This window comes from Sphingobacterium zeae (genome assembly GCF_030818895.1).
In the GTDB taxonomy this organism is placed as follows: Bacteria; Bacteroidota; Bacteroidia; order Sphingobacteriales; family Sphingobacteriaceae; genus Sphingobacterium; species Sphingobacterium zeae.
Window position 1 is genome coordinate 1,778,385 of record NZ_JAUTBA010000001.1, and the last position, 26,194, is coordinate 1,804,578.

The window sequence follows — 26,194 nt, forward strand, 5'->3', positions numbered from 1 at the left end:
CTGCTTTTAAGATAAAGGTTTTAATGCGGCAATATAGTGCTTGCTGTCTTTGTCTTCAGGATCTAATGAGATCGATTGTGTGCTGCTTTTTTCTTGCGCCCAGGCAAATATGAGCGGTAAGATGACGAGTACGGCAAAAGTCGAAAACAATAATCCGCCAATGACGGCCCTACCGAGTGGTGAAACTTGTTCGCCACCTTCACCATGGCCAATGGCCATCGGGAGCATACCGACAATCATGGCCAAACTGGTCATGATAATAGGCCGGAGCCGTAAGGATGCTGCCTCACGCGCTGCAGCTAGGGCATCGCCATGATGCCGACGGATATGTTCGGCATTGGTGATGAGCAAAACAGCGTTCGCAATGGATACACCCACCGACATGATAATTCCCATATAGGATTGTAAGTTGAGGGTAGATCCTGTCAACAACAGCAGAAGCAATGAGCCCAGCACAACCGCAGGCACTGTGGTGAGCACAACCATAGAAACTTTGAACGATTGAAAGTTAGCCGATAGCATCAGGAATATAACAATAATGGCTACGGCCAGACCCGATTCAAGGCTGCTCATGGTCTCTAACAATACTTTTCCAAGTCCTATTTGCTCCATCGATAAACCACGAGGAAGTTCACCAAGGGCTTTGATACTGCGCTGTACATCCTTGGAGGCTGTTTTTAAATCGGTATGATCAATATTTGCTGTAACTGATACATAGGGCATTGCCCCTAGATTGTCGTTTTCGCCATAGGTGAAGGACGGTGTGATCGTTGCAACGTCGCTCAGAATAGGACGCGCTGAATTTTTCAACAGAGGAATTTCACCGATTTCTTTCTCATCTTTCATTTTATCGATAGGAACCTGAACCTGGACGTTATAGGAAAGCCCGGCTTTTTCATCGATCCAGGTGTTCTTTTCCGTATAGCGTGAAGAAGAAGTAGAAGCGATGAGTGATCGTGTGACTTCGCTGAGGTCAACGCCCAATTGTGCAGCCCTAATGCGATCTATCTTAATGTCGTACGAAGGATATTTGATGGATTGTGCTAGTTGCACATCTCTAAAGTAAGGGATTGTTTTTAATTCTGCAATCAATTTACCGGCGTACTTCTCGTTGTTCTTTTTGTTTTTTCCTGCAATCCGAACTTCAATAGGTGTGGGCGATCCTTGACTTAACACTTTATCGGTAAGTTCGATCGGTTCAAAAGATACTTGCACATCTGGCAATGCAGCTTTAAGCCGCTTGCGGTACTCATCACGGAAACTGTCCATATCGTGATGGTAGTCTTTCAGTGCAATCTGGAAAACGGCTTCATGAGGACCAGCCATAAAAAGATAGATTGGTGATACTGAAAACTGCCCGGGGTGTTGACCGATGTAGACGGAAGATATGCTGATATGTTCTTTCCCAACGAGTTTTTCCAGTTCGGCCAGCGCTAGTTTTGCTTTTTCTTCGGTGCGCTCGATCCGTGTGCCTTCCGCTGCACGAAGACGCATTTGGAACTGTCCCGAGTTGACCCTCGGAAATACATCCTGACCGATAGTGGAAAGTAAAATGACAACAAGACTTATTGCTCCCAGCAGATAAACTACAGTAATGGTTTTCTTCCTTTTGAACAAACGGTCGATCATTTTCATGAATCTGTTTCTGAATCGTTCAAAAATACTCAGCTTTCCATCGTTGTTAAAGTCTTCCCGTTCCACCAATAGTTTCTTCTGATCCAGGGTATCCTGCTCGGATGCTACGGTCAGTCCAGTTGCAGCAAATTGCGCTTCATCTGCATTTAAACCCTCGGATTTGGTCGCATGTGGAGCCTTATGCGCATGATCTTTCATCAGCCAGTTGGCCATGATGGGAACAAATGTCTGCGAAAGGAGAAAGGATATGATCATGGAGAAGCCAATGGACAGGGCCAAGGGAAGAAATAACGAACCCGGGATGCCTGTCATGGTAAATGCTGGCGCAAATACGGCTAGTATACAGAGCAGGATCAATAATTTGGGTAAGGCGATCTCTTTACAGGCATCCCAGATCGCCAGGGCTTTGGGTTTACCCATATCCAGATGCTGGTGTATATTCTCGATCGTTACCGTACTTTCGTCGACCAGGATACCAATAGCCAAAGCCAGTCCGCTGAGGGACATGAGGTTGATGGTCTGCCCGAAAAGTTTCAGAAAGAGCACGCCGGATATCACGGATATCGGTATGGTTAGGATAACAATCAGCGCAGCTCTCCGATCACCTAAAAATAGGAGCACCATAAGTCCGGTCAGGATAGCGCCGATGGCACCTTCGGTAATCAGACTCTTTACGGAATTGATGACATAGACGGATTGATCAAATTCATAGGATAATTTGACGTCGTCGGGTAAATTCTCCTGAATCTTTGGTAAGGCTGATTTTAAATTCTGCACGACCTCCCAGGTTGAGGCGTCGCCGGCTTTGGCAATACTAACGTACACAGAACGTTTGCCGTTGACCAAAGCATAGCCTGCGGTAACGTCGGCACCATCTTTTACGGTAGCAATATCGCCAAGGTAAAGATTTTGTACTCCACCTTTAAATAGCGGGATTTTTTCAAAATCTTTGACCTCTTTGATCGTATTGTTCGTTGGTGTAATGTAGTTTTTGTCCTGAATACGTACGTTTCCTGCCGGAGCGGTTTGATTGTTTAGTCTTAGCGCTTCTACGACCTGATCGGGCGTCATATGGTGGCTACGCATTAAATCGGGATCAACGTTGACCTCAATGGTACGTGGACTTCCCCCAAAAGGAGGTGGCGACAATAAGCCGGGGATTGACGTAAACGATGCCCGGACATAGACGTTGGCCAGATCTTGCAGTTCATTATTGGATCGTTTGCTACTGCTCAAAACCAGTTGACCTACAGGAAGCGACGAGGCATCAAAGCGAATGATGAACGGCGGTTGCGAGCCTGGAGGAAAGGAGGCCTGGATCCGATTGGCCAGGGCGCTTAGCTCGGCTGCAGCCTGTGCCATGTTGGTGTCTTCGTAATACGATACTTTCATTAAGGTCAGACCTTGAATATTCTTGGTCTCAATGGACTTGACCCCATTGGCAAACAGAAGGATATTGACATAGTTTTTGGCAAAATAAGATTCCATCTGATCCGGCGAATAGCCACCAAATGGATGGGCAATATAAATAACCGGAAGGTTCATTTTTGGCAGGATATCCACCTTGATCGATCGAACGGCACCTATGCCAAAGACAATAAGTCCCAATACGAGTACGAGGATGGATATTGGCTTGCGTAAGGCAAAACGTATTAAATTCATGTAATGTTATTTATAGTTCGTTGTTGAAAATATCAAAATCTCCCGCAGCTGCGGCTTTGAGTAAAAGCGACTGCCAAAGATTGATGTGGACGATCTCTCGGTCGGTTTCGGCTCTATTGAGTGTATAAAGGGTCTGTGTAACGTCTACAAGTGTCGCTAGACCGTTTTTATACATCGTCATTTTTTGGTGGTAAGCTTGCTGAGCTGCCGACACTTGTCGCGGAGCTTCTAAATCACTTTTTAGGGCCAGTTGGATTTTCACATCAGCAGCATCCAGCTGTGCGGTCAATTGGGCTTCGGCAGTTTGGTATTCTTCTCTTAGGGCATCGTTCGTCAAGCGTTGTGCACTGATTTTTTTATTGATACGCGCAATCGAAGTCAGATTCCAGTTGATACCCAATCCCAAAAGATAATTTTGCCTACTGGGACGAACCCCTTGCCAATAATTTGTGCTGTAGGCTTGTAAATCCGTGATGTAGTCGCTCTTAAAACCAGAACCCCTGGTCTGGAAGACACCAAATGCGCTTACCGTAGGAAGATACTCTTTGGTGGATAGTTTTATTTGTTGGTCGCCAAGGTCAATGTTACTTTGATAAAATTGCAGCAAAGGGTTGTTTTCAATCAAATTGTTGGAAAGAGGTGTGCGCTGGACAGGTGTTTTCTCCACCAGGGCAGTATCTATTTGCAGGTCCTTGGTTGCAATCCCCATTAATACCGTCAACTTATTGTTTTGCTCCTTCACATTTTCGCTGGCCTGGTTGAGGCTGATTTTTGCACGCGATACTTCCGCTGAAGCGAGTGTAGAATCTACCCCGGGCAATAGTCCATTTTTTACTTTGGTAGCAGCAATATTTAAAAATACGAGTGCACGATTGAGATTCATCTGTTGATTTTTTTCCAATCGTTTACTGGCCAATAAATTGAGGTAAGCTGCGGCAATCTTGACTTTATGCTGGAATCTTTCCTGAGCGAGATCCGCCTGTCGTCTTTTAACGTCAGATTTAGCCAATTCGATGCGTTCTTTTTTTCGTCCAAAGGTGTAAATGTCCCAATTGACATTGGCTAAGTAAAGTGCACCAAATGCAGCATTCCAATTTTGTTCCGGAAGGGCTACTCCCGACGAAGCCACACCAAGTCCACCAAATCCATACAGCGGGCCATTTTGTCCATTGACTGTTCCAAAGTCCTGTTGCGCTACGATGTTCAGATTGGGCCAAAAGTCGCGTTTGACTTGTTCATTGGTCTGCAGGGAAGACTGGAGATAATATTCCTTTGCCTTGATATTTCCATAATTTGCAAGACCCTGTTCTACGGCGTCGCGCAGTGTAAGCGTCTGAGCGAAGGAGGAGGATGTCGCAAGTGACACAGCCAATGACAGCACTAAATTCAATTTCAGCATAGGTTATCTATCATTTTATGGACACGAAGATAGTAAGGACAGCAACCCCGATGTCCCTTTAAAATGATCTATGGCATTTAAAAGTGACCAATTTAATTCGTCATTTATTTTTCTCCTGTTTTAAACTTAAAGCTTTTACTTTGTAACAGAATTTTAACAAAATAAGGATGATGAGAAAGGTTTTAGAGAACAAGATAATACAAGAGATCGTTCTATTGATCTTTTCATTTATCCTTTTTACGTTGAACGACTGGATTTTGATCTTGAGCTGGAAGGGCTTTTTGATGGGCGTGTTCTATTTTATGATCCTGTATGCGCACGCTCAGTTAAATCGTTTCTTTCTATTACCGCTGCTACTTAAGAAGAATAAACCCTTGTTGTATGTGTTCGCGTCGGTGGCAACCCTGCTCATTTTTGCAATCCTATTAAAAGAGCTAACGGACAACGTGATTTACAAGAATTGTTTTCTCTATAAGAATCTTGTACAGAAAACATTCCATTATCAATTTGGTGTATTATTGGGCTCGTTGATCTGTATATTGGGCAGTATCCAATTTATCGAATTTTATCGCTTTCAACGGGTGAAGACCAGACGCGAACTGCTTTCCAATCAAACGCAACTGTCGCATTTAAAAAAGCAGCTCAACCCACATTTTCTATTCAACACGTTAAATACCATTTATGGTATTAATCTAAAGTATCCGGAACGTACTTCTGAATTGATCATCAAAGTATCTCAGCTGCTTCGTTATCAAATGGAGAGCAGTGAACGGGAGTATGTGCCTATGGATGATGAAATTGATTTTATTTCAAGTTATATTGAACTGGAACGCGAGCGGTTAGGCTATCGAACGAAAATTGAATTCGATTATCAAAAAGAAGAAGATATCAATTATCAGATCGCACCTATGCTGTTGATTACCTTCGTAGAGAATGCTTTTAAACACGGGACCTGTAGTATTGAAGATTGTTTTGTATATATTTCGATCAAGATTGAAAAAGGCAACTTATATTTGCATATACGGAATTCTGTACCCGTCAAGAAGAGGAATGTGTTCTCAGCAAAAATAGGTTTGGAAAATACGATCGCTCGATTAAAGCTCTTGTATCCTAATCGCTACGTATTGACCGCAGATTCCAGGAAAGAAGAGTATGAGGTGTCATTGGTTATCAATCTTTAAACAATGAGTAAAAGCAACTGTATTATAGTTGATGATGAGCCCGCAGCACATTATGTACTGGTAAATTATATTGAAAGAAGTACGGATCTGCAGTTGGTCGCTCAGTGTTATAATGCTTTTGAGGCATTGGAGTTTCTTCGGCAGAACAGTGTGGATTTAATCTTTCTGGATATTGAAATGCCCGAAATTAATGGCATGGAATTTCTTAAAATGCTGGATCATCCACCCAAGACAATTTTGACAACAGCGTATTCCGAATACGCACTGGAAAGCTATGATTATGGCGTTGTTGATTATTTATTAAAACCCATCTCGTTCCCCCGTTTTTTTAAGGCTGTTCAACGCTTTTTATCGTATAAGACGACGTTGTTGCCTCAAGAAGAAGAACCGAAATCGATTACTATACGCATGGATGGACGTGTCATTGATGTCAAATTAGCTCAGATCGATTTCATCCAAAGCTTTGGCAATTATGTGAAAATTGTCACTCCAAGCCAGACTTTTTTAACAGCAAGCACCACCCAACAAATACTTACACAGGTGCCGGCATCAAAATTTATCCGTATCCACAAATCCTACATTGCTTCGATCAATAAGGTGATCAAATATGAGCATGGAATGGTACAGATCAATAATACCTCCCTACCGGTCGGTATTACTTTCCGTCGGGAGTTACAGGAGCGGCTAGCCAATAAATAGGTCTGAGCGAATAGAGGTCTTATTGCTATAAGAGAGTCAGGTGACTACCATTTCTCTTTTAGCAGTTTTTCCAATTGACCAATTTCCGCTTGGTACATGGTTTTCTTTCTCGTTCCGAAGTAAAGTATATTTTCGACGGGAGAAGTCCCTTCCCAGATCAGTTTTATTTTCCCGGAAGCAAGTGCTTCGGCACATAGGAAGTCGGGAACAATGGAAAAGCCCGTGTTGTTACTCAAGCAGCGTATAATTGAACTAATATTTGGAACGATATAATTGGGACTGAAGTCTGGATGCTCTCCAAAGTGTGTGGACCAGTAGTTTTTTAGATGATCCATATCGGCAGCCGTGCTGTACCACAATTGTTTTTTTAGCAAGCGGGCAGCTTCTTTAATTTTGTCTTCTGCCAAGAGTTTCTCTAGTTCGGATGTATCTGTTTGACAACCCGCAATCAAGACAATACGCTCTTTTGAGAAAGCTTCATATTGCAGATTCTGCTGGTTTCCTTTCTGAGGCGTAATAATAAGATCCAATAGGCCATTGTCAAGGTCGTGCTGCATCTGAGGATATTCTCCAAATTTGATAATTAAATTAAAGGGTAGTTGCGCAATATGTTCCTCCAGGGTGTATTGAAAGGTCTCAAAACACATTCCGATACTAATTGTAACGCGTTCATCCAATGCGCGTTTGTGAAAATGCTGTTCGCCAGTTTCTAGTTTTTTAAGCGGGTCAATCACATAGTTGTACAAGATTTTGCCCTTTTCGGTCGGCACCATTCTTCGCGCAGATCGATCAAAAAGCTTGTGCCCAGTAAACGCTTCCAGGGAATTCAGATGTAGGCTGACACCAGGCTGAGAAATAAACAATTCCTGTGCTGCAGCAGATAATGTTCCGGTTTCATAGATTGCCTTAAATGTACGAAGCCATTCTAAGTTCCATTTCATAGTTATTATTTTTATGATACAAATATACAATTTAAGTTATTTGTGTGATTTAAAAATATTATAGAAATTTGTGTTATCAATAAGAAAAATGATAGAAATGAACATATTTATTATCAACGGCGGACAGAAATTCGCACACTCGGGTGGTTCTTTCAATACCACAATAACAAATTGGACTGTCGAAACACTGGCAGGAAATGGATTCGAGACTCGGGTTACCAATATCAACGATGATTTTGATCCAATGGTTGAAGTTGAAAACTTTAAATGGGCAGACATTATTGTTTACCATTTCCCTGTATGGTGGTTTCAGGTTCCGAACCGTCTGAAGCGCTATATCGATGAAGTTTTTACGGCGGGTCACAACAACGGTATCTATAAAAATGATGGTCGTTCACGTAAAAACCCAGCCATTAACTATGGTACAGGAGGTTTAATGCAGGGTAAAAAATACATGGTGACTTCGAGCTGGAATGCTCCTGAGACAGCCTTTACGATGGAAAATGAGTTTTTTGATCAGCATTCCGTTGATGCAGGTGTTTTATTCGGTTTTCACAAGATGAATCAGTTTGCAGGATTAGAACATCTGGGAAGCTTCCATTTTCATGATATGGAGAAGGGTGCGTCTCAAGAACGTATTGACAATTACGAAAAGGAATATAAACAATATTTGGAAGAGGTGTTCCATTTGGAAACGACGTTGAACTAAAAATTTATTGAGCGATAAATCGCTTTATCCGTGGCAGTATTGTGATGAGAAAAAACGGTAAAAAAATAGCGTGTATTGTAGGCCGTGCGCAGGAGGAAGGTATTAACTAGAATTGAGGTATTGCGGTGGGTGCCAAAATCATTTGTGTTGCCTTGAATAAGCTTGTTTTATTCTGATTTAGTGACACGAATGATTTTGTTGGTACCTTGCTGAACAGCGACATCAACTTTATTTCGTTGCGTGTAGCTCTGTTGCAGGAGTTTTAATTTTTTGGTCAGTTGACCATCCTGATTATCTAACCAGAAGGTGGCTGCCATAATACCAATTTGAACTCTATAACTGGAGTCCGTTTCTAGAACAAGCTGCTCGATAACCTGATGTTGATACCAAGTGAGGTTTTTGTTTTCTTTTTGGGAAACACAGGCGTGTAAAAGAAATGCCAGAAGGGCTAGATAGCCGATTTTTAAAAGTTGACTACGTATTAGGTTCATCACTAGTTTTTTTGTGTTGCACCAAATCTACTATTTTTGCCCAAATAATGATTAACGTTGTGAGTTTTTACGCTCCCATTTAGACAGATACGCTTCACGTATTGACTAGGCTTCTTGCGTATGCGCCTTCAAGTAAATCTAAAAATGTATGAAGTTTGCTGTTCATTTCGCTGTAATTATAAGCCTGAATTTCGTCAGGTGATTGCACAAACTGGAGCGATTGGCTTTGAAGAAAGAGATCTTCTTCTGCAGCGATCAAAAGCCGGACGACTTCAGGTGTGAGTTCCATATGGCATTGAAATCCGTAGACGAGATTTGTATAGCGAACAATTTGCCGAGGGCAGCCGACGCTGCTTGCTAAGATTTTACTTTCTGGGCTAAGTCCAGGCATATCGCTGTGCCAATGTCCGACTGGTATCGGGCTGCCAAAATGAGCTATTTTGCTGTCTTGAATTCCTTCTGCTGTGAGCATGATCGGGAAAACTCCAATTTCTTTTTGCGGACTGTGTTCGTATGTTGCCGACAGCGCTTCGCCAATCAATTGTGCGCCCAGGCATATACCGACAACAGCCTTGCCTGCATTGATACATCGGCGGATAAAAGCGATTTCGGCTTTAGCGTCGAAATAAGGATATTCGATTTGGGATGAATCTGGACTTTGCGGTCCGCCCATAATGATCAACACATCGATGGAATCGATTTGTTCTGGCAAATGGTCCTGTCTATAGACGTGGGAAAAGGTGACCTCATGCTGTTGTTTTTCTGCCCAGGCTAAATAAGCTCCGGGTGCTTCAAAAACTTCGTGTTGTATAAAATGTATCCGCATTGCTTTTTATCTTATAGATTCTCATTCCAGTAATAACTATCCGGAGTAGGGCGCTGTCCAAAAATTGCCGTTCCTACCCTGACAATCGTCGCACCTTCCGCTATCGCTATTTCTAAATCCCCGCTCATGCCCATCGACAGTTCTTTCATCGATACATCAGGAATAGCTAGGGCTATAATTTGTTGTTGAATATGTTTAAGCAATTTGAAACAGGCTCTTACCTGTTCGGCCTCGGCACTCAATAGACCTATCGTCATCAGTCCTTTAATTTTTAGTGTGCTAAATGTGGCTATTTGCTGAACCAGATCGATGACTTTCTCTGGAGCAGCCCCATATTTGCTCTCTTCGAAGGAAGTGTTTACCTGGATGAGCACTTCCATGGTTTTATTTTCTTTTAAAAGGCGCTGATGCAATTTTTCGGCAAGATCTACACGATCTATTGAATGGATGCAGGATACATTATATTTGAGAATATCCTTGATTTTATTGGTTTGCAGGTGGCCAATAAAATGATTAACATGGGGAATAGCTTTTAAATACTCAAATTTGTCTTTCAGTTCCTGCACTTTATTCTCCGCTATCAACGTTTGTCCTGTACGTAGTGCAATTTCAATACGTTCGGCAGGTACAGTTTTAGTCGCTAGCAATAATTTTACTTCTCCGGGATTGCGCTGGTTTGCTTTGCACGCTTTGTCGATACGCTCTTGTATGATGCGTATATTTTCCGTAATAAACTCATCCATGTTGCGGTTGTATTGTTTGTTATTGAAGTCAAAATTACAGCCAATTATTAAGAAAAAGCTAGTCCAATTTAGCTAATACAAGCTGGTCCAGTACGAGCGTCTTTACACGAGTGTTTTTAGGTAGACTGCTCGATCGGGAGCGGCTATTACCGAGATTAGTTTTCTTGCGTTTTGCCGTGCATATTTGGATTATATTGCTGTACATGTTCTGCCTTAGCATAGATATGAGGTCCATTCATATCAATTCCTGCGGTTAAAAAGTCGTCAAGAATTAACTGAAAAATTTCAGATCTTGCAAATTCAATTTCCGCAGATCTTTCAATAAAGACATTCAGCTCATAGAGTACATAAAAATCATCTAACTGTTTTTGTAGCACAAATGGTGCGGGATTAAGTTTAACTCTTTTTACGCGCGGTGGTATGTTTAAAAGCAACTCATGGATCCGTTGCCAAGGCTCTTCATAACCGACCGTTAATTCCACCTGAAAGCAGATTCCATCCTCTGAAAAGGTCGAGTAATTCACTGTATTTCCGGAAAGAACAGAGGAATTGGGAATTGTAATCTCCTCATTCTTTATGGTTCGAAGCCTGGTTACCAAGGGTGATTTTTCGATAACAACACCTGTTTTGTCGGCAATGGTGATGCGGTCTCCGATCCGGAAAGGACGCATATACGTGATTACAAGACCTGCAATGATATTGGAAATCGCAGAAGATGACCCTAAAGAGAACAGGATACCAATAAATACGGATATTCCTTTAAAGATATCTGAATTTGCTCCGGGTAAGTACGGGAATATGAGCACCAGCGTAAATGCGTGAAGCAGGAAACGAACGATGGTAAAGGTTGGCATGGCAAAATCACGGTGAAAACCGTTAATCTCTAATTTGCCCTTGTCAATTTCGCTAAAAATATATTTTATAAATCGAACAGCATAGCGCATGACGGCAAGTATCACTAAAATTGTGATCAGATTTGGAATATAATGCCATATGGCCAAGACTGCGGTTTTGAGCGGTTTTGTGAAAAGTCCGATCAGATTGGAAGCCCAGCTCTGTGTAAATGGGAAAACACTGAAAACAATAGGCAGCACGATAAAGGCGATTAGGATGATCAATCCCCAACGTAAGATATTAATCGCATGAATAAACATCCGTGTTTTTTGTACCGAAGTAACGAGTACGTAATTTTTGATCTTAATGTCTTTAATCCGCTGCGTTCGTTCCGTTAGTATGCGTCGTGTCCCGTATGCTTTTAACCTATTTATTAGTAAGATCAGAATAGAAAAAACAATGAGAATAAGGAGTACGAGCCCAATTCGGGTAAGAAGTTTTGTGATGCTGTTCGCGGCACGTTCAGCTGTGATGCTATCTTGAATCTTTTTTAGATAGTTTGCCGCAATTTCTTCTTTGCTTTTTCCTTCAAGAAGTGCATCAAGTTCGGTGACGGAAGTTATGATGAGATCTTTATAAACGATGTCGGCGCTGATTTCGCTGTTTTCGATTTTAAATGAATCTACTTTCACAAAATCATCTTCGTAGAGATTGTGGATTCTGCTAACCACGTTGGAAGCGCGATCTTTGGCTAATGACGATCCAAGCTTATTGTAGATATAGAATAACGTGTCTTGAAACGGCGCGACCGCGTATCTTTTTGTGTTTTTTTTGATCGAGTCTACTTTGACTTTCAGTTGCTGCTGCCGAATCGTATTTTCTTCGTCAAACTCATTGAGCTGCTGTTTTAAGTTCTCCTTTTTGGGACTATTTTGACTTTTAAGGTCGGCAATTTCGTGCTGCAGCTTTACCCGTTCGAGCGAATCATTGATTTGCTGTTGCCTGATTCCATTCAGTAGGGAACTCAGATCCAGCTCTTTTTTATTGACCGAATCTATTTCTTGTGCATAGAGCTGTAAGCTTGTTGACAAAAGATAAGATAGGGTCACGAAGAAATAAATAGAAATACTTCTCATTGTGTTGTTGGTAAAATTGAATGCCGATTTTTATTAGGTCATTGAGCACATAACGATCGGACGGGTTCTCAAAGATAATAATTATCTTGATTAGATGGCAGCATGTCAATTATGATATAAATTGAAGGTAAAATGATACGATGCGACAGCTGAATTCCAATTATTCCAACTTTCTTTGTTAAAAGGATTGGGCAAATGCTCAATAGGGAAAACTGTATAGCTAATTTTATCCAAAAAATATGATTAAACCTTTTCAAAAATCTATTTATGCAATGAACAAACTTGGGAAGATGGGTCTCTGTATTGTTGTGGCCTGTGTTTCCGCTTTTTTAGATGGACAAGCCCAAGAACGCAAAGCTCCAGCTTATCCATTGATTACACACAACCCCAATTTCAGTATATGGTCCATGACGGACCAGCTTCATGCGTCGACAACGAAACACTGGACAGACGCTGATCATTCACTGTTGGGTTTAATTGATGTTGATGGCAATACTTATCGTTTTCTTGGCAAAGAAGAGCCTAGTTATGCGGTCATTCTACCGACTTCGGAAGATAAATCTTATACGGTACAGTATACTGAATCGAAGCCTCAAGGCGGCTGGGAGTCATCCGCTTATAATACGAATACGTGGAAATCGGGACTTGCACCCATCGGTGATGATGCGCAGCAGGTAAAGACACTTTGGAAATCAGACGATATCTGGGTGAGACGTGAGTTTTCCGTTGCGGATCTGAAGGGTATCAATGAGCTGTTTCTAAAACTCAATCATGATGATAATATCGAAGTATTTTTGAATGGGAAGAAGGTTTACGAAAAGGTAGGTTGGACCAACAGCTTTCAATATTTGCCGATTGACAAGGCTAATTTAAAGACCGGGCAAAATCATATTGCCATCCATTTGAAGAATACTGCTGGCGGTCGTTACCTCGATTTTGGATTGGTTGACAGGCTTAAAGAGCGTGGGCCACGGATTCAGGAAGCGGTGCAAAAAGATGTGGAAATAACAGCGACGCGTACGGTCTATAATTTTCAGGCCGGTAATGTGGATCTAAAATTAACCTTTACGTCGCCTTTGCTGATGGATGATCTGAATGTATTGGCTCGCCCCGTAAGCTATATCACATACAACGTAAAAGCAAATGATGGCAAGCAGCATGCGGTGAAAGTTTTTCTAAGTGCATCCTCAAATATTGCGGTGTATAAACCTTCACAGGAAGTAACCGCCGAAAAATATGAGACAGAAAAATTGTCTGTCCTAAAAACGGGAACGGTCGAACAACCCATTTTGCAGAAAGGGGCCGATGATATGCGGATAGACTGGGGGTATTTTTACGTTGCTTCGCCGAAGCGGGATAAAACGCAACAGTTTATTAGTCCGAGGGCCGGAGCTGTAGATGCCTTTAGAAAGGGAACGACGACCGCTGCAAAAACCGTTAAGGGTACATCACTTGCGCTGAACACGGTCATTCCATTTGGAACTGTGGGGGCGAAAGCGGAGGAGCGTTTTGTTGAGGTTGGCTACGATGAGATTTATGCGATTCAGTATTTCAACAATAATCTGCGGCCATGGTGGAACAATTCTGGCAAAGAAACGATGGAAAATCAGCTGTCTTTGGCTGCAGATGAGTATCGTAATGTGCTCGATAAGTGCGTGGCATTCGACAAAGCGGTTTATGCGGATGCGCTCAAATCGGGTGGAAAAGAGTACGCACATCTTAGTATTCTAGCTTATCGCCAAAGCATAGCAGCACATACCTTGGTAAAAAGTCCGCAAAATGAACTATTATGGTTGTCGAAAGAAAATAATAGTGGTGGTTTTATCAATACGGTGGATGTCACTTATCCTTCAGCGCCCTTGTATCTGATCTATAATCCGGAGTTGTTGAAAGGGATGTTAAGTGGAATATTTTATTTCAGTGAGAGCGGTAAATATCCCTATCCTTGGGCCGCGCACGATTTGGGTACGTATCCATTGGCCAATGGTCAAACCTATGGTGAACCTATGCCTGTGGAGGAATCGGGCAATATGATTATTTTAACTGCGGCAATCGTGAAAGTGCAAGGAAATGCTGACTATGCCAGGAAGCATTGGAAAACCCTTACTACTTGGGTAGATTATCTTGTTAAAGACGGTTTTGATCCGAAGACACAGCTTTGTACAGACGATTTTGCCGGTCACCTTGCTCGAAATACGAACTTATCTGTCAAAGCAATTGTTGGTATCGCTTGTTATGTGCAGCTGGCTGAAGCAATTGGTGAAACAGCCATTGCAAAAAAATACCGTGCAATTGCGGAGGAAATGGTTCCAAGATGGATGGAAATGGCAGATGCTGGCGACCATTATGCGCTGACATTTGATGATAAAAATACTTGGAGTCAGAAATATAATTTGATCTGGGACAAAGTATTGGGATTAAATCTATTTCCTCAAAAGGTCTATGATACGGAAATTAAATATTACCTAACCAAGCAAAATAGATTCGGCATACCATTGGACAGCCGCAAAGCCTACACCAAAAACGACTGGATTCTTTGGACAGCATCATTTGCTCCATCAAGGGAAGCGTTTGAAGCTTTGGTAAAACCAGTGTATAACCATGCAATTCAAACGGAATCCCGCGTCCCTTTGAATGATTTTTATGATTCCAATACTGGAATTCGTGAAAATTTTAAGGCGCGTAGTGTCGTTGGAGGTTTTTATATGAAACTTTTAGCGGATAAGATGAAACAAAAATAAATAAGAACAATAAGCAAACTTCTAACGAAGTATTTAGTTTATGTTGTGAATAAGACGGCGGGCAATCGAAGAATTGCACGCCGTTTTTTTCGATAGATTGAATTTATCATTTAATTTCAAATAGCGTGTAAAATCGCTATATTTAGTAGGACTAAGGCTAATAGGGATATGGAGATTCAAAAGTCATTAAAATCGGTTTTTGCTGGTAGCATTGGTTTAGTCACGCTATTTGCCCTTGTTGGGCAATTTATATTAAGTGCTTCTATTTCGAAGCTCGGCACAACCGATTATGTAATACAGTTTTTTAGCTATTTCACGATTTTAAGTAATGTTTCGGTACTATTATGTTGTTTTTTTACTGTTTTCTTGGTAAAAAGCCGAATGGGCTTATTCTTCACTAAATCCCAAACAATTACTGCCGTCACACTCTACATACTTATTGTCGCACTTATTTATAATAGCTTACTTCGCTTTTTATTACATCCAAGAGGGCTACTCAGTCTGATAGACGAATTATTGCATGTTGTCACGCCTTTAAGTTTTTTTATCTTTTGGTGGCTATTCTGTAACAAAAGGGCGCTTCTTTGGAACCAGATTTTCTATTGGTTGATTTTCCCATTAGGCTATTTATTGTATACCTTGTGGCATGGGTGGGTTTCCGGATTTTATCCTTATCCTTTTATGAATGTTTCTGAGTTGGGCATAGGAAGAGTTATTTTGAACAGTTTGGGAATGACTCTGGTGTTCGTCCTCATCGCCATGTTATTGATTGGATTGGGAAAATGGCAAAATAAATAGCGTACTCAACGTATTGAAAAATAAGAAAACTCAAAGCTGTTCGATATTGTTATATGACAGAACAGTTTCTATTTTATACTTTAATTGAATTGAAAATGGTTATACGATTTTTTATCTGTGTCTCTCTAGTGTTATGTACGATATGTTGTTTTGGACAAGTCGATGTTGATAAGATGAGATCCGATTATGCGAGCGCCGTTCAAAATAAGAAGCTTTGCGAAACGAATCTGAAATTATTGGAAAAATCCGCCAATTCGGCAACAGAGAAGGGGTACCTAGCTGCTTATGAAATTTTATGGGCCAAACATATGGGCAACCCATTTTCGAAATTGGGTCAATTTAAAAAAGGGAAGAAGCTTTTAGAAGAAATGATCATGAAATATCCAGATAATATCGATTTACGTTTTATAAGATGGAGTGTTCAGACACACGCACCCTCTTTTCTAAGCTATGGTAAAGATCGATTGCGCGATAAGGAATATTTAGTAAACAATTTGCATAAATTGCCCAACCCAAAAGGCAGGGAGGTGATCTACAAATATTTAAAAGAAGCCAATAGTTATCTTAAAGGTGACCATGCATTCTCGCAGGCCGAACTCAATCAGCTTGCAAAATAGAACGTATACTGGTAGAGTATCTGGGACTTACGATCACGAGTGTATCTTGTTAATTTATGGAATCTATCGAGCTATGATCACCGTATTTGACAAAGAAAACACGCATACTGCTGATTAACATTGTTCTACGGGATTGCATTTAATCCAATAACATGCTGATGGGGCTTTCGTGATACTTGTAGGTAATACGTTTAAGAAGAACGCTATTTAAGTAAGCTGCATATACATATGATAATATTCACTACCGGCAACGGACGTTTTCTTCCCAATATTAAAGCCGATCCTTTCATAGAGCTTTCGCGCATTTGGATTCGCGAGGTCAACAAGCAGGCCAACCTGATTAAAGTGGTTTTCTTTGGCATGTGTAATGGCATGGTGTAAAAGTTTGGTTCCAATACCTTTACCTCTTGCAATGGGGGCAACGGCGATGGAATCGATATAAAATTCGCCACCGGCTGTTTCAGTTTCTGGAATCAAATTATTTGCGTAGTGATCCGCTATAAGATCGAGAATAGGCTGTCTTAATTCAATAAACCGGTCACCATCGTAACCTGTCAACGAGCCTATAATCCGGTCATCGATGTCAACGGCCACAAAAGTGTTTTCATAACTGTAAAGATTTCCTTTTTGTTGGAAAAGCTGCGTTAAAAACTGTACGGCTGCCTGTTGATCTTCTTTTAAAATTAAGCGGAATATCATATCTTCCATTGCCTGAAGCATAATTTCAGGAACACGGTGCGAATCGCTTGCTGTGGCTTTTCTAATTTTATAAGGAGTATCCATGCTGGTAACAATAAAAACGAAGTTAGTAAACTTGATTGACTTTACTTAAACGATTTCATTTCCCTGATTTGCGTCGGATATTGGATCAGGACAGTTGAATATTGATCTGCTTATATTTCTAAAGTATTTCTTACTATTTTTAAAATGTGTTGTCGTATCTTAATAGAAGAGACGACAGTTTTTTGGATTAAACAAAATATCATGAGTGTAAGAGTCACAATTTCTGCTTTTTTGGTTGCTACTTTTAGTCTCATAGCGACCCTCCTTGTACATGAAGCAGATTTAAATATGATGTATGCGGCTTTCTGCTGTTCGCCATATTTTATTATTCTCGCATTGATTTATTTTCATTTCGATGTCTTTAGGAAGAAATTTAGTGGGCTAGTGAAACGAAAAATCGTTTTTGAATGTGGTTACGGATTTCTATTTTATTGCTTTTTTTCTTTCTTGCTTCCAGTATTCCTTTATTTATTTACATTGGATAATGCGTATGAACATCGTTATTATGCGGATTTAGTCGGGGTAATTAAGGAAATGCTGCCCTGGATGTTAACACTCAGTGCATTTCTTTCCTTATCCAGTGGGATGATGATAACCTGGGCATTAACATCGTGGAAATATGTAATGTTTACGCTATTTGGACTACTGGTTTCACTTCCGGTTATGTTTGCATTATCAACGACTATAAGAACATTTAATGAACTCCGGGAGGAACGTCTCACACAGGAAGATAATATCAAGAACGGACGCTATACATGGTCCTGCTCGATGAGTAATCCAACAGCTTATCCGGTTCAGCTATATAAAGGACGTTTTGTCTTTCCAAAAGATGAAGATTACGAATTTACGTTTAGCGAGGGCAATATTGTAAACTATCGTGGCGTGTGGGGACAAGCAGGGGGCGGTTCGTATGAGCAAATGATGGCATTGCCTAAAGCATTGGATGTAACTTGGTATTCATTCGTTGAAGATACTTTTTATCGGATGGAGGGTGCAATTGATTACAATACATTGCGGACACTTTTCAGCACGTCGTTTCAAGAAAAAGGAGCGAACAAAACTATTGACGAACATTATAATAAAATTATTTTGGGTTTTGCTCCGGGGGGCGTACTGGTGATATGGGTCACAGGCACAGGACGTCGTCAAATTGAAATCGGCCGATATCAAGCTAAAAAAGTAGTGATCAAAGCTACGGATGAATACAAGGGAAATGGGGCGTATGGAAATATTTTTAATAAGCAATGGCGAGAAACGGTATTGTCCGACACCTCAATTATTCCTTCGGAGATTCAGCAAGCACTTGCGACTAAACCTATTCCGTATGGTTATTGGGATAAATTGCGTATCCGCTATCAGTTGCAGCCAAAATTTATTTTTTCTTCCGACATTAAAGCTTTCGATGCAGACTTTGAATTTTATAATGCAGAGCGTTTAGTCTTTGATGAGAGCCGCCGGTATATGGAAATGGAGGATCGAGGCCTTCCGAAAGACATTTACATCAAATGGTATGATCAGCATAATAACCGCTGCGCCGCCCGGTTTATTTTTGATGAAGATGAAACTTTTAAAAACTTTGCTTCATTTTTCAGTGATAAAAGGGGGGATAGCGCCGAGCTAGCGATCAGTGTCGATACAAAGACTAAAATAGCAACAGCGACATTGAGCAATCAAACTGGGAAAAAGATGCTTTTAAAAACCGAAATAATCGACTATGGAGCCCATTTTTAGCGCGTTAAGCGCCTCGGAAGTATATTTACGACATCCAATACATCTCGACAGGTTAGGTTTTCGCCGAAGTACCTTGTAGGGTAAGTACTGGAGTTTTTTTTCAATCCTTATTGAGTCATAAGCAAATGGTACAATTGAGTTTAAAATTTTTTAGATTCATCATTCTTTTTAATCTATTCGTGACCGTCTGTATTCTTTGGCAGTCGCAAGGCTTTATGTTAAGATCCATTGATACAGCCTTGTTCTACATGTTGATATTCTGGTTGAAGGTTTTCGGTACTATCCTATCTATTGCCGTCGAATATATTTTTCACCTTTCTAAAAAGAAACTATTTCTTAAAAATCTCCACTTTTCGCCGATGTGGATGCTTATAAGGCTTACTGGAACGGATTTATTGTTATTTATAGTACTATGCCTGATATTGAAATGCTATACGATCGTAATTTATACATAGATAGTCTTTCATTTAGCCGTGGTGGAAGAAAGATAATATCAAGCCTTTTTCTGACTTTTGGTCCGAACGAGGTGATTGGAATATTGGGGAAAAATGGAAGTGGAAAGTCTACACTAATGAATATCATATTTGGAGAGATCAAACCTGACTTTGCATTTATGCGTTGCCTCGGTGTAAAATTTGAAAAGGGATATCGAACCAAGGAGATTGTATATCTACCCCAAGAAGGCTTTTTACCTCGAGAATTGCGGCTTTCTGAAGCAATTCGTTTTTTTGAAATAGATGATCCTTATTTACTGGACCTATCCTGTATTCAAGAAAATTTAAATAGGCGTCTGAGGAACCTCTCGTCGGGGATGATCCGTTTTATTGAAACTTTAATACTATTGCATACCAAACATTCTTTTGTTTTACTTGATGAACCCTTTGTCGGGCTTAGTCCTATTTTTATTGAGGTGGTTAGTGCGCATATTGAACACGTTAGACATCGCAAAGGAATATTGATTGCTGACCACAATTTTAGGCAGGTAATGAATGTAAGCGATCGGTTATATCTACTAAAGGATTCACATTTGATCCATGTGTCGGATCAGGAGGATCTCGTATTTGAAGGGTATATAAAAGAAATAGATTAATCAGGTAAGTTCTACTTGATTAATCTATTTGATGTCATGAATGACTTATTGCTATTAAAAATTATTTTGCATTTTTTGCAGTAACATTGAGTTCGATGTCAACGTTTTGTGCAATCATCCAATCTTGTGGATTACCTTCTGTACCGTAAGTAAGTCCCCAATCTTGTCTTTGGATCGTAAATTTCGAGTAGAATGTTACCTCGTCACCATTAAAAGTAATTTTTGCAGGGAACGTTACATTCACCGTTTTATCTTTGATTGTCAAATTACCACTAACTGTATTTGTTGCGTCAGCAACAACACTTTTTCCTTGTGCCGCATCGAATGGGCCGACTTTGGTGATTTCAAATTTCGCAGTAGGATATTTGGCTACGTCAAAGAAATCAGCACTTTTTAAATGCGCATCCAAATCTGATGATTTTTTACCACCTGACGTTGTAGGATCTACCGAAGCAGAATCGGTAAGAATAGAATTCACATCGATGTTGAAAGTACCACCTGTGACAGCATTATTTTCGACGGATAGCGTACCTTCGCTTTTCAAAACACCATATCTTGGATTTAAACCACCTTTGTGGTATCCAGTCCATTTCAATGAACTTTTATCTGCTTCAACAGTGTAAGTTTGTCCTGTTTGTTCCGTTACTTCCTGTGCAGTTGTTGTTGTTGCTTTATCTCCATTTGTGTTTTGACAAGACGCCAACAATAAGATAAGGGCTAAACCCGAAATTAATTGCTTTTTCATTTTTTTATCGTTTTATTGTTATATGTTATATACGATTTGAACTTTGACAGCATCAACGCGGCCAACCTGAGCTTTTGATGCTGCTGGTACAAAGGTAGAATATAGCTAGTTTATTTTTGGTATCAGTTTCCTTGAAGAAACTACTTTCCAAAAAGATAGTGCCTTATCACTTTATAAATCTGTATTTTTGTTGGAAATTTAGGTTGACGAAACGGAGACGCTCAGTCAACTGATCTAAGAATGATCGTCTATGGGAATAAAAATACCACGGGCGGCCGGCAGTAGAAGAATAAAAAATAGTGAAATGAAAAAGGAAGCAACTTTAACGTCGTCGGGTGTATGTAAAACGCGCATGTTAGCCATCAATGATAGCATGGAAATTTTAGCAGGAAAATGGAAATTCCATATCATCGGTACTTTATTGTTAGTGGAGAAATTGCGTTTTATGGAGCTATTGCGCGAAGTTGACGGGATTGGAGCCAAAATGTTATCTAAGGAACTTCAGGATCTGGAAATGAATCAATTGATCAGAAGGACGGTGCTCAACACTAAACCTTTAACTGTTGAATACGAATTGACTGAATGTGGTAAAACTTTGGGACCCATCATCGACGAAATTGCCAAATGGGGAATTACCTACCGCAGCAAGCTGCACACAAAACAGGAGGATGTTGTGTCTGAAATGTAGTGCCTGAAATCAAAACCGCGATCGAAATGTGCTCGTTAAATGAAAACTGCTGCCGAATAGCGCCTACTGAGGTCGACTAACATGTTCTAAGCGGGGAAGGGTTCTCAAGCAGTTCAGCTATGCGATTTTCCAGGTCTTCCAGATCGAAAGGCTTGGCAAGGTAGCTGTCGGCTCCAGCCCGCTGTGCCAGCGTTTCAATATCGGTATTTGCGGATAAATAAATCACTGGGATATCGCGATATAAAGGATGATTTTTGAGTAGCCGGGTGGCTTCAACACCGCCTATTTTTGGAATCCAATTGTCCATTAGAATTAAATCTGGAAGTACCTCCTCCACTTTTTCAATGATGTCATGAGAGGTTTGTGAAACGGCTATATTATAACCATTTGTTTCAAGAATTATTGTACATATTTCTAGGACATGCTTATCATCGTCCAACATCAGTATAGTTTTGCTTCCCATGGTATAGCTAAAAAAAGTGGTGCTAAATTAAATAAAAAGCTTTATGCAAAGCATAAGGTAAAATACCGATTCGAATAAGTAGAAATCCGTATTTTTAGCATGGTTTATTAACTTAAGGTGAAGCTGAGGTTACCCATTTTGCTGCTGCATTTTTTTGAAATTCACTTGGAGTTAGTCCAAAAGCTGTTTTAAAGCAGGTGGCAAAATAACGGGGGTCGGAGAAGCCTGTTTCAAAGGCGACTTCACTAACAGCGATGGATCGGTCTTTTTCCATGATCTGACACGCATGTTTTAGCCGTATATTTTTAATAAATTCACTGGGAGATACATTCAGCAGGACTTTGGTCTTTCGATATAGCGTTGATTTGGATAGGCCCAATAGATCTCCCAGTTTGATCACGTCAAATTGGTCATCGGCAAGATGTTCTTCGATAACTTGAATCATCTTCTGGACAAATTTTTCATCTAGAGGTGTATGGTCGAGTGTCGAAATATTAATCTGCGTGTTATGCTGAAAAACGAGTTGGCGACAACGTTTATTAATAATGAAACTTTGGATTTTGGCTTCCAGAACCTTAATCTCAAAAGGCTTGCTAATGTAACCGTCTGCACCGGCTTGATAGCATTCTATACGATCTTCAATACTATTTTTGGCAGTCAGGAGCAAAATAGGGATATGATTGAACTCTGCATTGGATTTGATCGTCTTGCACAACTGGAGTCCATCGAGTTCAGGCATCATAATATCGCTCACAATGATATCTATTTCAGTATGTTCGAGCACTTCCAGACCTTTTAGTCCATTGTCAGCACTATGTACCTGATATTTTTTTGCTAAAATCCGCGCCATAGTCGAACGAAGCTCTTCATTGTCTTCCACCAATAGGAGGTTGAGCTTGGATTGTGTTGCATTTTTGGGTGTACTTTCATCAACAGTATTCGATTCCATAATGGTAGCCTTGATTTCTTCAACAAAAGGTTGCTCCATGACAGCGATCCCTTGGTTATGATAATACACTTTATCTACCGGAACCGTGATTTGGAAGTTACTTCCGATATGGGGCTGGCTTTCTACATCGATTTTGCCATGATGCGCTTCTATCAGCTGTTTGGTCACGGATAGCCCTATACCATTACTTTCAAGATGTTTTGTCGAAGTATTGGTGTAGAAAGCTGTGAAAATTTTCTCCATATCTTGGGGATAAATTCCTATACCAGTATCGCGAACATCGATGAATAGTCTGTTGCAGCCCATGCTTTCCGCTACATGATAGGAGAGTGTAATCTTTCCACCTTGCTCTGTATATTTAAATGCATTGGATAAGAGATTGAACAAAATTTTGTCAATTTTGTCAACGTCATAGAAAAGGATTTTAGGACAGTCTCCATGTTGAATTTCAAAGTCGATTTGTTTCTTTTTGGCAATGGGGCCAAAATGCATGTCGCCCAATTGGGTAACAAAAGAAGGGAAATTAGACGCGCTGATTTGCAGCTTTATGCTGTTATTTTCCATTCTTCGGAAATCTAAGATTTGTTGGAGCAGCCGTTTTAGACGACTGAGGTTAAGACGCATTTTATCGAATTGCTCCAAATTATTCTTTGTAGTCATCTGCACATCATCAACTAAACAGGAGATAATTGTGAGCGGCGTTAGCAGATCGTGTGATATATTGGTGAAATAACTGAGCTTGGACTGCGCAAGTTCTTTCGTCTTTTCCTTTTCAATCTGCGCTATCTTTAAATCACCGCTCAATTTAAGACGTTTGACAGAATAACTAATAAAAAAGAAGGCAATCCCGGTAAACGCGCAGGCGTATAGAAAATAGGCTAAATTGCTCTCATAGAAGGCAGGCTTTTTTATGATTTCAATTTGAGTAGAAGCTGTATTCCACTTATTGTACAAATCGGTCGACTTGACTAAAAACCGGTACTTTCCTTTACTTAAATTGTTGTATGTCGCAAAAATACGATCTCTCGGAGCGTAGATCCATTCTTTATCTACTCCTTCTAATTTATAAGCATAACGTATTTTTCCATTCTGGTTAAAAGGTAGGGCAGAAAACGATATTTCGATATTTTGGTCTTGTGGATTCAGTGTTAGATTAGCAATATCATCGCCAAACAGTTCCTTTTTTGATTCCAAAACAATGGATCTATTGTTGATTTTTATATCTGAAATAAGGACTTTTTCGTTAAAATCCGGTAAGTTGCTGTGATCATCCAGTTGAACAATTCCATTGTACCCGCCAAAGTAAATGGTATTGGAATTCGTGTCCACAGCAAAAGCCCGTTTTGAGAACATGTTGACTTGGAGGCTGTCAGATGCAGAAAATTCACTTATATGCTTGTTTGCATGGTTGATCTTGTATAAATTTCGTGTTGTAGACAGCCAGGTGTAGCGATCGAGGCAGACAACATCAAGAAGCTGGTTTTTCTCAAATAATGTGCTGTTGGCGATCTCTGACACTTTTTGGTCCGCGAGTTGATAATTCAGTAATCGATTATCTTTGGTGCCAAGCCACAGATTACCGGCCCGATCAACATCCATCGTTTCAATCTGATCCGTTCGTAATCCTGGAGTCTCCTTTCCAAGGTGTCTGATTGTGGACTGTAAATCACGGTTATCAATACAATAGATGCCATTTTCTTTGGTTGCGATCCAGATATGGTTTTGCTTTCCTTGGGCAATCGCTACAGGCTGATCCTTTATCTTAGTAATCATCGTGATAGGTTCCGATTCCGACTTTTTTAGGAGGAGGCCCTGCGTCGTTGCAATCCACAGTCGTTTTTGCCTATCCGTAAAGAAAAACGAAGGTTTCCCTTGATGTCCGATCTGTTGAACTAAATTGATCTTCCGTAAGAATTTGATCGTATTGCTTTTCTTCTGAAAAACATTGATCGAAGCTTCATAGGCAGAGCCGACCCATAGTTCCTGTCCAAAATCTGTGGCACAGGTAACGGCACGGATCGAAATTAGATCCCTGAAATTGGAATTGCTGTATGTGTTGAGCTGATTTGTTTTCGGAGAGAGGCTACCAAATCCAAAACGTTCCAGATTGAACCAAAAGATTCCGGTTTGATCGCGATAGAGCATATTTAGATTTGGGGAAATACTATATAATGCTTTAATCTCTTTGAAACTATAGTTTTTAACAATTGGTTTGTCAAAGCTAAACATAGACACCCCCTTACCACCTACAGCGAGCCATAATGTGCCGTGTTTATCTTGGTAGATATCGTTAAAAATATTTGTCGTGTTGTTGAAGTGGCTCGAAAGATCAATTTCTTTTAATTGACCATTTCGATATTGAAGTGTCGATATGCCCGAGAAAGACAACACCCAAATATATCGGCGGCTTCGATCCTGAAGAATGTTGTAAAAAAGATCCTCTTTACCGCCATGTCGGCGCTTATTTTTTATTTCAATTTCTCGGTAGGGATTAGTCGCCTGCATCGGATCGAATAAATAAATTCCGTCTCCCCAGGTGCATATCCATAGTTGTCCATGGTCGTCTTCCATGAGTTTGAACGGATTGTTGCGTTGTCCTAGTCTAGGATAAGACTGTAATTTGTTGTTACCCTGACTTAACCTAAATAAGCCATCTCCCCAGACACCCAGCCATATCCGAGCCTGGCTATCCTGAAAGATCGTATTGACGGTTTTGCCTCGCATGCTATTAGTTAGAATAGAAGCCATTTGGGCATCTGTTAAAGGCTTCAATGTGCTATCGTAGATATAGATACCATCATCTGTGCCGATCCAGAGCCGTTTTGATCCGTCAACCAACAGGGTGTTGACGCGAACGTTGGCTACTCGTGGATCGTTCAGTGGGAGAACTTTATAATTACGCTTATTTAATACATAAACACCCTTTTCTGCCCCTAAAATGAGTTTGTTTTCTAATTCTATCAGCGTACGGATCGCTTGTTGACCGCTGGCTTTCCCGGCGGCATCCTTCAATTTAAAATTTAGGATATTATAAGCATCGTAACGACTTAAACCCTGCGTGGAGGCAAACCAGATGTATCCTTCCCGATCTTGTATCGTCTGATTGATCGTGAGAGAGGGAAGTTCATAATTTTTTGTTACGGGATCAAGCCCCATCTGTTGGCTATAAACAACAGTAGTCAAGGATAGATATAGTTGCAAAAATGCTATAATCTGCCGAATACGTGCGCTCATCTTAATAATCATTTAATCCACCTCTTTCAACATCCAGTTTAGTTAGCATTCTTATCCATCAATAGCTGCTTGTGCTTCATTGACCAAAGCGGGCGGCAG

The 26,194-nt window shown here is 40.5% G+C and carries 20 protein-coding genes; 9 read left to right on the forward strand and 11 right to left on the reverse strand.

Annotated features, from left to right (window positions below):
- Positions 1-6 precede the first annotated feature (6 nt).
- On the reverse strand, positions 7-3,297 hold the full coding sequence (locus QE382_RS07435) for an efflux RND transporter permease subunit (protein ID WP_307185310.1): 3,291 nt from the start codon (positions 3,295-3,297) through the stop codon (positions 7-9).
- Positions 3,298-3,307: 10 nt separating this feature from the next.
- Positions 3,308-4,696: a TolC family protein gene (locus QE382_RS07440; protein ID WP_307185311.1), complete on the reverse strand. Its 1,389-nt coding sequence runs from the start codon at positions 4,694-4,696 to the stop codon at positions 3,308-3,310.
- A 167-nt stretch (positions 4,697-4,863) separates the two neighbouring features.
- Between QE382_RS07440 and QE382_RS07445 the strand changes: the two genes are divergently transcribed.
- Both QE382_RS07445 and QE382_RS07450 read left to right on the forward strand, forming a co-directional pair.
- The gene (locus QE382_RS07445) at positions 4,864-5,877 is read left to right on the forward strand and encodes a sensor histidine kinase (protein WP_307185312.1); all 1,014 of its coding nucleotides are present in this window, start codon (positions 4,864-4,866) and stop codon (positions 5,875-5,877) included.
- Between the two features lie 3 nt (positions 5,878-5,880).
- On the forward strand, positions 5,881-6,576 hold the full coding sequence (locus QE382_RS07450) for a LytR/AlgR family response regulator transcription factor (protein WP_209577941.1): 696 nt from the start codon (positions 5,881-5,883) through the stop codon (positions 6,574-6,576).
- Positions 6,577-6,620: 44 nt separating this feature from the next.
- Here the strand turns inward: QE382_RS07450 and QE382_RS07455 are convergent, their stop codons facing one another.
- Complete coding sequence (locus tag QE382_RS07455) at positions 6,621-7,517, reverse strand: LysR family transcriptional regulator (protein WP_209577942.1); 897 nt, start codon at positions 7,515-7,517, stop codon at positions 6,621-6,623.
- Positions 7,518-7,614: 97 nt separating this feature from the next.
- Between QE382_RS07455 and QE382_RS07460 the strand changes: the two genes are divergently transcribed.
- On the forward strand, positions 7,615-8,226 hold the full coding sequence (locus QE382_RS07460) for an NAD(P)H-dependent oxidoreductase (RefSeq protein ID WP_209577943.1): 612 nt from the start codon (positions 7,615-7,617) through the stop codon (positions 8,224-8,226).
- 167 nt (positions 8,227-8,393) lie between these two features.
- Here the strand turns inward: QE382_RS07460 and QE382_RS07465 are convergent, their stop codons facing one another.
- The 4 genes from QE382_RS07465 to QE382_RS07480 form a co-directional block, all read right to left on the reverse strand.
- Positions 8,394-8,717 (reverse strand): hypothetical protein, encoded by a 324-nt coding sequence (locus tag QE382_RS07465; RefSeq protein WP_307185313.1) that lies wholly within the window; start codon positions 8,715-8,717, stop codon positions 8,394-8,396.
- A 94-nt stretch (positions 8,718-8,811) separates the two neighbouring features.
- Entirely contained in the window at positions 8,812-9,543 is a 732-nt protein-coding gene (locus tag QE382_RS07470) for a glutamine amidotransferase-related protein (protein ID WP_307185314.1), read from the reverse strand.
- 11 nt (positions 9,544-9,554) lie between these two features.
- On the reverse strand, positions 9,555-10,286 hold the full coding sequence (locus tag QE382_RS07475) for a YggS family pyridoxal phosphate-dependent enzyme (protein ID WP_307185315.1): 732 nt from the start codon (positions 10,284-10,286) through the stop codon (positions 9,555-9,557).
- Positions 10,287-10,441: 155 nt separating this feature from the next.
- On the reverse strand, positions 10,442-12,256 hold the full coding sequence (locus tag QE382_RS07480; protein ID WP_307185316.1) for a mechanosensitive ion channel family protein: 1,815 nt from the start codon (positions 12,254-12,256) through the stop codon (positions 10,442-10,444).
- Positions 12,257-12,528: 272 nt separating this feature from the next.
- Here QE382_RS07480 and QE382_RS07485 point away from each other — a divergent pair, with 272 nt between their 5' ends.
- From QE382_RS07485 to QE382_RS07495, 3 genes are all read left to right on the forward strand, one after another.
- Entirely contained in the window at positions 12,529-14,997 is a 2,469-nt protein-coding gene (locus QE382_RS07485) for a glutaminase domain-containing protein (protein ID WP_370877890.1), read from the forward strand.
- Positions 14,998-15,165: 168 nt separating this feature from the next.
- A complete protein-coding gene (locus QE382_RS07490; RefSeq protein ID WP_307185318.1) occupies positions 15,166-15,795 on the forward strand; it encodes a Pr6Pr family membrane protein in 630 nt (209 codons plus the stop codon).
- A 173-nt stretch (positions 15,796-15,968) separates the two neighbouring features.
- The gene (locus QE382_RS07495) at positions 15,969-16,412 is read left to right on the forward strand and encodes a hypothetical protein (RefSeq protein ID WP_307185319.1); all 444 of its coding nucleotides are present in this window, start codon (positions 15,969-15,971) and stop codon (positions 16,410-16,412) included.
- A gap of 207 nt (positions 16,413-16,619) precedes the next feature.
- Here QE382_RS07495 and QE382_RS07500 read toward each other — a convergent pair whose 3' ends face one another.
- On the reverse strand, positions 16,620-17,195 hold the full coding sequence (locus QE382_RS07500; protein ID WP_307185320.1) for a GNAT family N-acetyltransferase: 576 nt from the start codon (positions 17,193-17,195) through the stop codon (positions 16,620-16,622).
- Positions 17,196-17,396: 201 nt separating this feature from the next.
- Here QE382_RS07500 and QE382_RS07505 point away from each other — a divergent pair, with 201 nt between their 5' ends.
- Both QE382_RS07505 and QE382_RS07510 read left to right on the forward strand, forming a co-directional pair.
- A complete protein-coding gene (locus tag QE382_RS07505) occupies positions 17,397-18,926 on the forward strand; it encodes a DUF2931 family protein (protein WP_307185321.1) in 1,530 nt (509 codons plus the stop codon).
- Between the two features lie 412 nt (positions 18,927-19,338).
- Complete coding sequence (locus QE382_RS07510; protein ID WP_307185322.1) at positions 19,339-20,016, forward strand: ATP-binding cassette domain-containing protein; 678 nt, start codon at positions 19,339-19,341, stop codon at positions 20,014-20,016.
- A 61-nt stretch (positions 20,017-20,077) separates the two neighbouring features.
- Here QE382_RS07510 and QE382_RS07515 read toward each other — a convergent pair whose 3' ends face one another.
- A complete protein-coding gene (locus tag QE382_RS07515; RefSeq protein WP_307185323.1) occupies positions 20,078-20,761 on the reverse strand; it encodes a YceI family protein in 684 nt (227 codons plus the stop codon).
- A gap of 250 nt (positions 20,762-21,011) precedes the next feature.
- Here QE382_RS07515 and QE382_RS07520 point away from each other — a divergent pair, with 250 nt between their 5' ends.
- Entirely contained in the window at positions 21,012-21,449 is a 438-nt protein-coding gene (locus QE382_RS07520) for a winged helix-turn-helix transcriptional regulator (protein ID WP_307185324.1), read from the forward strand.
- Between the two features lie 76 nt (positions 21,450-21,525).
- Here QE382_RS07520 and QE382_RS07525 read toward each other — a convergent pair whose 3' ends face one another.
- Positions 21,526-21,912, reverse strand: a complete 387-nt coding sequence (locus tag QE382_RS07525) for a response regulator (protein ID WP_307185325.1) — start codon at positions 21,910-21,912, stop codon at positions 21,526-21,528.
- A 112-nt stretch (positions 21,913-22,024) separates the two neighbouring features.
- Positions 22,025-26,095, reverse strand: coding sequence for a response regulator (locus tag QE382_RS07530; RefSeq protein ID WP_307185326.1), 4,071 nt, complete (start codon positions 26,093-26,095; stop codon positions 22,025-22,027).
- Between the last annotated feature and the right edge of the window lie 99 nt (positions 26,096-26,194).